This window comes from Tabrizicola sp., assembly GCF_031377265.1.
GTDB lineage: Bacteria > Pseudomonadota > Alphaproteobacteria > Rhodobacterales > Rhodobacteraceae > JAUYQR01.
Genome location: NZ_JANMET010000208.1, coordinates 1 through 5,174, shown reverse-complemented (window position 1 = coordinate 5,174; position 5,174 = coordinate 1). Strand labels below are relative to the sequence as shown.

The following is a 5,174-nucleotide window of genomic DNA, read 5'->3' as shown; positions in this document are numbered from 1 at the left end:
GCAATCGCCTCGGCGTAGACGCGGATTTCGTATTGGGCGTGGGGGTCGGCGCGCAGGCGGAGGAAGTGGAAGAGGTTGTGCAGGTCGACCTTCCAGTACCATTGGGTGTAGATGTTGGCGGGCAGGTTCATCCGGGCAAGCTCCCTCGCGAGGCCCTGCTGGCCGTCCTGGGACAGCATCGCTTCGTAGTGGTCATAGGCGCGGTTGGCGTCGGATTTGAGGAGGTCGAGGACGCGGGCGGATTCCTCGCCGGTCAGGACCTCGCCCCGGCCCTGGTTGTTGACGGTGGACTGGGCGGCGAGGTGTTCGGGGGCGGGGATGTAGAACTCGCGGTCGAGGATCGAGTAGCGGGCCGAGTATTCGTTGACGTTGGCGGTGCGGTGGCGGATCCACTGGCGGGCGACGAAGACGGGAAGCTTGACGTGAAGCTTGACCTCGCACATCTCGAACGGGGTGGAGTGCCAGTGGCGCATGAGGTAGCGGATCAGGCCCTCGTCGTTCTGGACGTGCTTGGTGCCGGCGCCATAGCTGACGCGGGCGGCCTGGACGATGGCCGCATCGTCGCCCATGTAGTCGATGACGCGGATGAAGCCGTGGTCGAGGACGGGGTGCGCGTGGTAAAGATGCGCCTCCATCCCAGGAGCGACGGCGCGGAGGGTGGGGCGCGGGGTGCTGCGCTGGGCGTCAATCTCGGCGGTCTGGTCGGGGGTGAGGGGCATGGGCAGCGGCCTTTGTGATGAGTCGTCCGCGACTATATCTTGCGGGCGGGTGCGGGGATACCGCAAGATGAGTGTAGATCAATGGAGGATGCGATGGGCATACGGTATTTGCACACGATGGTGCGGGTGAAGGATCTGGAGGCGTCGCTGGCGTTTTATGCGCTGCTGGGGCTGAAGGAAACGCGGCGGTATGACAACGAAGGCGGGCGGTTCACGCTGGTGTTCATGGCGCCGCAGGGGCAGGAGGAGTGCCCGGTGGAGCTGACGTATAACTGGGATGGGGATACGGGGCTGCCGTCGGATGGGCGGCATTTCGGGCATCTGGCCTATGAGGTGGATGATATCTATGCGGTGTGTGCGCATCTGCAGGCCAATGGCGTGCTGATCAACCGCCCGCCGCGGGATGGGCGGATGGCGTTTGTACGCTCGCCCGACAATGTGTCGGTGGAGTTATTGCAGCGGGGGGCCGCGAAGGCGGTGGCGGAGCCTTGGGTGAGCATGGCGAGCACCGGGCATTGGTGAGGAGTTGAGGGGGTGCCGGGAGGGGTCTTCCCGGCGTCTTTATCCTGTCTTCTTTCTATCTTCCTTCCGTCTCTACGCGCGGGGGTTTTGGGAAGCGTTAACCTTGAAGTCGGGCTGGGTTTGGCGAGGTGCCATGGTGCGTTGGATCGCTTTCAAAGCCTCCACCCGACCCCTCCCCACGAGGGGGACGGGGGGGCTGTAGCCGGTGGCGGGACAGGATGGTGCGCTGTAGCGCACCCTACGAAATGGGGAGAAGTCGCGTTTGACTGACAAGCTACCCCCGAGCGAAATCAGGCAATGGCTGATGGTTTTGTTCTTTGGCGTTTTGGCTCTTTCTTTTGTAATTCCCTTGTATCTGTTTCTAGACGCTGATGATTTCTTTTATCGTAAGCTTGAGTTTTCCATCTATCTGATGTTGTTAGGGATGGCATTTGGGGTCATCAGGCTTTTGTATTTGGTTTGGCACGCCATATCCAAGGATCAATGACCGCCACGGAATTAAGTCGGCAATTCAGGAAACGTTACCTTGCGCAAAAACCGGTCACTGGCCAAATTGCCAAGTTGACAAGGCGTCGGGTCTGTTGAATTGACTCTCTTTGAGTGTCAGCCTCGGAGCCTTTTTAAGGGCGTGAAGGCCAAGCGCTCCAAGGGCTGCATGGCCCTCGGCTCCGATCAACACGCCCCCGGTGAACATCGCCAGTTCATCCACCAGTCCCGCCTTCACCAGCGCCGCAGCGACAGTGCTGCCGCCTTCGCTGAGGATGCGGGTGAGGCCTTTGGCGGCGAGGGTTTGCAGGGCAGCGCGCAGGTCGAGGTGGCCGCTGGTTTCGGGGGTTTCGATCAGGCTGGCTCCGGTGGCCGACCACGCCTTGCGGGCCGTTTCGGGCGCGTAGGGGCTGTGGAGGAGCCACACGGGGTTTTCTCGGGCGGTGCGGCCCAAACGGCTTTCCGGGGAGTGTTGCAGCATCCGGTCGAGGACGATGCGCACTGGCTGGCGGACCGCGCCCATGTCTCGCACCGTCAGGTCGGGGTCGTCGGCAAGTGCTGTGCCGGAGCCAACCATGACGGCATCGTGGGAGAGGCGGAGGGCGTGGACTTTGCGGCGGGCTTGCGCGCCGGTGATCCAGCGAGACTCGCCCGTGGTGGTGGCGGTGCGGCCGTCGAGGCTGGCGGCCAGTTTCAGGGTGACGAAGGGGAGGCCTTGCGTCACCCGTTTCAGGAAGCCGGCGTTGAGGTGGGTGGCGTCAGGGGTCATCACGCCTTCGGTCACGGCGATGCCTGCGGCGCGGAGCATGGCGTGGCCTTTGCCGGAGACGCGGGGGTCTGGGTCGGTGAGGGCGGTGACGACGCGCGAGACGCGGGCCGCGATCAGCGCATCTGTGCAGGGCGGGGTGTGGCCGTGGTGGGCGCAGGGTTCGAGGGTGACGTTGGCGGTGGCACCTTCGGCCAAGGGCCCGGCCTGTTCCAGCGCGCGCACTTCGGCTTGGGGGCGGCCGCCGGGTTGCGTCCAGCCGCGACCGACGATCAGACCGTCCTTGACCATAACGCAACCGACCGCAGGATTGGGCCAGACATTGCCAAGGCCCCGCGCGGCGAGGCGCAGGGCATGGGCCATGTGGTCGCTATCGGTCACTCTTCGGCGGCGCTGCCGGGCCGAAGCTCGCTGACAAAGCCGTCGAAATCATCCGCCGTCTGGAAGTTCTTGTAGACGGAGGCGAAGCGGACATAGGCCACGGTGTCGATCCGGGCGAGGCTTTCCATCACGATCTCGCCGATGATCTTGGAGGAGATGTCGGTATCGCCAAGGCTTTCCAGCCGCCGCACGATGCCGGAGATCATCTGGTCAATACGCTCGGGGTCGATCGGGCGCTTTTGCATCGCGATGCGGATCGAGCGTTCAAGCTTGGTGCGATCAAAATCCTCGCGCTTGCCGGAAGATTTGATCACCACGAGGTCGCGCAACTGAACGCGTTCGTAGGTGGTAAAGCGCCCGCCACAAGCGGGACAGAAGCGCCGCCGCCGGATCGATACGTGATCCTCGGCGGGGCGCGAGTCTTTCACTTGCGTGTCGATATTGCCGCAGAATGGGCAGCGCATTGGCGTGCCTCCCCTTATTTTTGATCTTGCCTGCCTCAACTGCGGGGGTTTGCCCCCCGTCATCAAGGCTAACTATAGGGGGAGGGCGCAGGGTTCGGGTAGAGTTATTTTCGCGCCACCGTATCTGGGGGCAGACCTGTGGCATTGGCGACTCAGGGGGGCGGGCTGAAGGGTCGGTTGCCCAGTGCGCCGGCAGCACACAACGGGCGTGGGCTTGGGCGTGACGCCATAATTTTGCGCTGTGGATTGTCATTTGCGTGTTACGATTCCGTGCATGCGCCTTCGACTCACCCTGGTTGTTCTTGGTCTGGCTACGCCCGGGTTGGCGCAGACGCCGATTGCCGAGATGATCTGCGGTGCGCATGACGAGATCGTCACGCGATTGACCAAGGGCCAGCGCGCGACGCTGGTCGGGATGGGCGTGCGCGGGCCGGATGCGGTGATGGAAATCTGGCAAGCGGCGGATGGTGACTGGACGCTGGTGCAGTCTTACGCCAACGGGCAATCCTGCATTCTGGCGATGGGGTCGGATTGGGCGGATCTGGGGGTGCCTGCGGAGGGGTAGCGCTATTCCTCCGGGCAGGACGCGGCCCAGACCTGTTCGGCGCGGTCCCAGCATTGGCCGGCGGCTTCCTTGGCGCCGTAGATGAGGTCGAGACCGGAGCGGACGCTGTCCTTGGCGCAGGCCAGTTCTGCCACGGTCGCGTCGCCCTGCATCACGCGGACGCCGCCGGTGATCGGGTGTTCGTCGGTCATCCGGTCGGCGTTGAACCAGACCTCATAGGTGACGCCTTCGTTCTGGAAGGCGACGGTTTCCCAGATTGAGGAGCCGACGCCGGGCCATGGGGTGTAGGCGGCCTCGGTTATGGGCGAGGTGAGGGAGAGTTCGGGGGCGTCCGTCGGGCCGTAGCTGTAGGTGAGGTCAGTCGGGGTGAGGCAAACCTCGACCGATTTGCTGCCGATGTCGCAGGCGAAGACCTGCTGGCCCTGGCAGGCGGCATGGGCGGGGAGGGCGAGCAGGGCGAGAGCAAGGGTTGCGGCGGGAACTTGCATCGGGAACCTCTGGAGGGGGGCGAGGGCTAGCTGGTCAGACCAAGCGCGGTGACTGCGTGCCAGTCGAAGGTTCTGACGCGGGTCTGTTCTGCGGGGATATCGGCTTTGGACAGGCCGGTGCTGGCGTAAAAGCCTGCGGAAAACGACCCGTCCGAGGGCATCGGGGTGCCCTGATCAAGGCTGTCTTTGGAGACCACCAGAACCGATACATTGGGCCAGCCGCCTTCTGCGCACAGGGCCGCGGCCTCGTTCAGATAGCTGCTGAGGCCCTGGCCATTGACCTTGGCCATGCCCAGTCGGCGCGCAAGTTCGGAATAGGTGAGGGCGGGTTCGCCGGCAAGAACCGCCTTTGCAACGACCTGGATCGTTGCAAAGGCGCGCTGTGCGGTCAGCGGGGTGACGGTGCGGTCAGTGGTCATTGATCAAGAAAGCTGCGCAGTTTGCGGCTGCGCGAGGGATGCTTGAGCTTGCGCAGCGCCTTTGCTTCGATCTGGCGGATGCGTTCGCGGGTGACCGAGAACTGCTGGCCGACTTCCTCCAGCGTGTGGTCGGTGTTCATGCCGATCCCAAAGCGCATGCGCAGAACGCGTTCTTCGCGGGGGGTGAGGGACGCCAGAACGCGGGTGGTGGTTTCCTTCAGGTTTTCCTGAATGGCACTATCCCCGATTCTCCGACCAGCTTGGGCAGATATTTTTTCTTGGCCAGTCCGACGCCATGTTCGCCGGTGATAGTGCCACCCATGGCGATGGCGGCGTCGAAAATCTCACCAAAGGCAGCGTGGGC

8 protein-coding genes and 1 pseudogene are annotated in these 5,174 nt (G+C 63.7%); 2 read left to right on the top strand and 7 right to left on the bottom strand.

Annotation, left to right across the window (positions count from 1 at the left end; genetic code table 11):
- Window positions 1–719, bottom strand: a 719-nt coding sequence (gene thyX / locus RMO18_RS12185; protein WP_309666208.1) for an FAD-dependent thymidylate synthase, incomplete at its 3' end; no start/stop codon positions are given.
- Window positions 720–812: 93 nt separating this feature from the next.
- Here thyX and RMO18_RS12180 point away from each other — a divergent pair.
- A complete protein-coding gene (locus tag RMO18_RS12180) occupies window positions 813–1,241 on the top strand; it encodes a VOC family protein (RefSeq protein WP_309666207.1) in 429 nt (142 codons plus the stop codon).
- 541 nt (window positions 1,242–1,782) lie between these two features.
- Here the strand turns inward: RMO18_RS12180 and ribD are convergent.
- Both ribD and nrdR read right to left on the bottom strand, forming a co-directional pair.
- Complete coding sequence (ribD, locus tag RMO18_RS12175; RefSeq protein WP_405054063.1) at window positions 1,783–2,874, bottom strand: bifunctional diaminohydroxyphosphoribosylaminopyrimidine deaminase/5-amino-6-(5-phosphoribosylamino)uracil reductase RibD; 1,092 nt, start codon at window positions 2,872–2,874, stop codon at window positions 1,783–1,785.
- Window positions 2,871–3,338, bottom strand: a complete 468-nt coding sequence (gene nrdR, locus RMO18_RS12170) for a transcriptional regulator NrdR (protein WP_309666205.1) — start codon at window positions 3,336–3,338, stop codon at window positions 2,871–2,873. Before nrdR ends, ribD begins: the two co-directional genes overlap by 4 nt.
- 274 nt (window positions 3,339–3,612) lie before the next feature.
- Between nrdR and RMO18_RS12165 the strand changes: the two genes are divergently transcribed.
- Window positions 3,613–3,903, top strand: a complete 291-nt coding sequence (locus RMO18_RS12165; protein WP_309666203.1) for a hypothetical protein — start codon at window positions 3,613–3,615, stop codon at window positions 3,901–3,903.
- A gap of 2 nt (window positions 3,904–3,905) precedes the next feature.
- On the opposite strand, the gene RMO18_RS12160 is transcribed toward RMO18_RS12165, so the two are convergent.
- The 4 genes and pseudogenes from RMO18_RS12160 to RMO18_RS21125 all read right to left on the bottom strand — a co-directional run bounded on the left by RMO18_RS12160 (window position 3,906) and on the right by RMO18_RS21125 (window position 5,132).
- The gene (locus tag RMO18_RS12160; protein WP_309666202.1) at window positions 3,906–4,391 is read right to left on the bottom strand and encodes a hypothetical protein; all 486 of its coding nucleotides are present in this window, start codon (window positions 4,389–4,391) and stop codon (window positions 3,906–3,908) included.
- A gap of 26 nt (window positions 4,392–4,417) precedes the next feature.
- Complete coding sequence (locus tag RMO18_RS12155; protein ID WP_309666201.1) at window positions 4,418–4,810, bottom strand: hypothetical protein; 393 nt, start codon at window positions 4,808–4,810, stop codon at window positions 4,418–4,420.
- Window positions 4,807–5,052 (bottom strand): annotated as a pseudogene (locus RMO18_RS12150) (sigma-70 family RNA polymerase sigma factor); the annotation flags it as partial. The gene RMO18_RS12155 and the pseudogene RMO18_RS12150, both read right to left, overlap by 4 nt.
- Window positions 5,028–5,132 (bottom strand): FAD-linked oxidase C-terminal domain-containing protein, encoded by a 105-nt coding sequence (locus tag RMO18_RS21125; RefSeq protein WP_405054064.1) that lies wholly within the window; start codon window positions 5,130–5,132, stop codon window positions 5,028–5,030. The gene RMO18_RS21125 and the pseudogene RMO18_RS12150, both read right to left, overlap by 25 nt.
- Window positions 5,133–5,174 lie beyond the last annotated feature (42 nt).

Coding starts and splice junctions, on each gene's coding strand:
- RMO18_RS12180 (WP_309666207.1), top strand. CDS start 813: ATGGGCATACGGTATTTGCACACGATGGTGCGGGTGAAGGATCTGGAG.
- nrdR (WP_309666205.1), bottom strand. CDS start 3,338: ATGCGCTGCCCATTCTGCGGCAATATCGACACGCAAGTGAAAGACTCG.
- RMO18_RS12165 (WP_309666203.1), top strand. CDS start 3,613: ATGCGCCTTCGACTCACCCTGGTTGTTCTTGGTCTGGCTACGCCCGGG.
- RMO18_RS12160 (WP_309666202.1), bottom strand. CDS start 4,391: ATGCAAGTTCCCGCCGCAACCCTTGCTCTCGCCCTGCTCGCCCTCCCC.
- RMO18_RS12155 (WP_309666201.1), bottom strand. CDS start 4,810: ATGACCACTGACCGCACCGTCACCCCGCTGACCGCACAGCGCGCCTTT.
- RMO18_RS21125 (WP_405054064.1), bottom strand. CDS start 5,132: ATGGGTGGCACTATCACCGGCGAACATGGCGTCGGACTGGCCAAGAAA.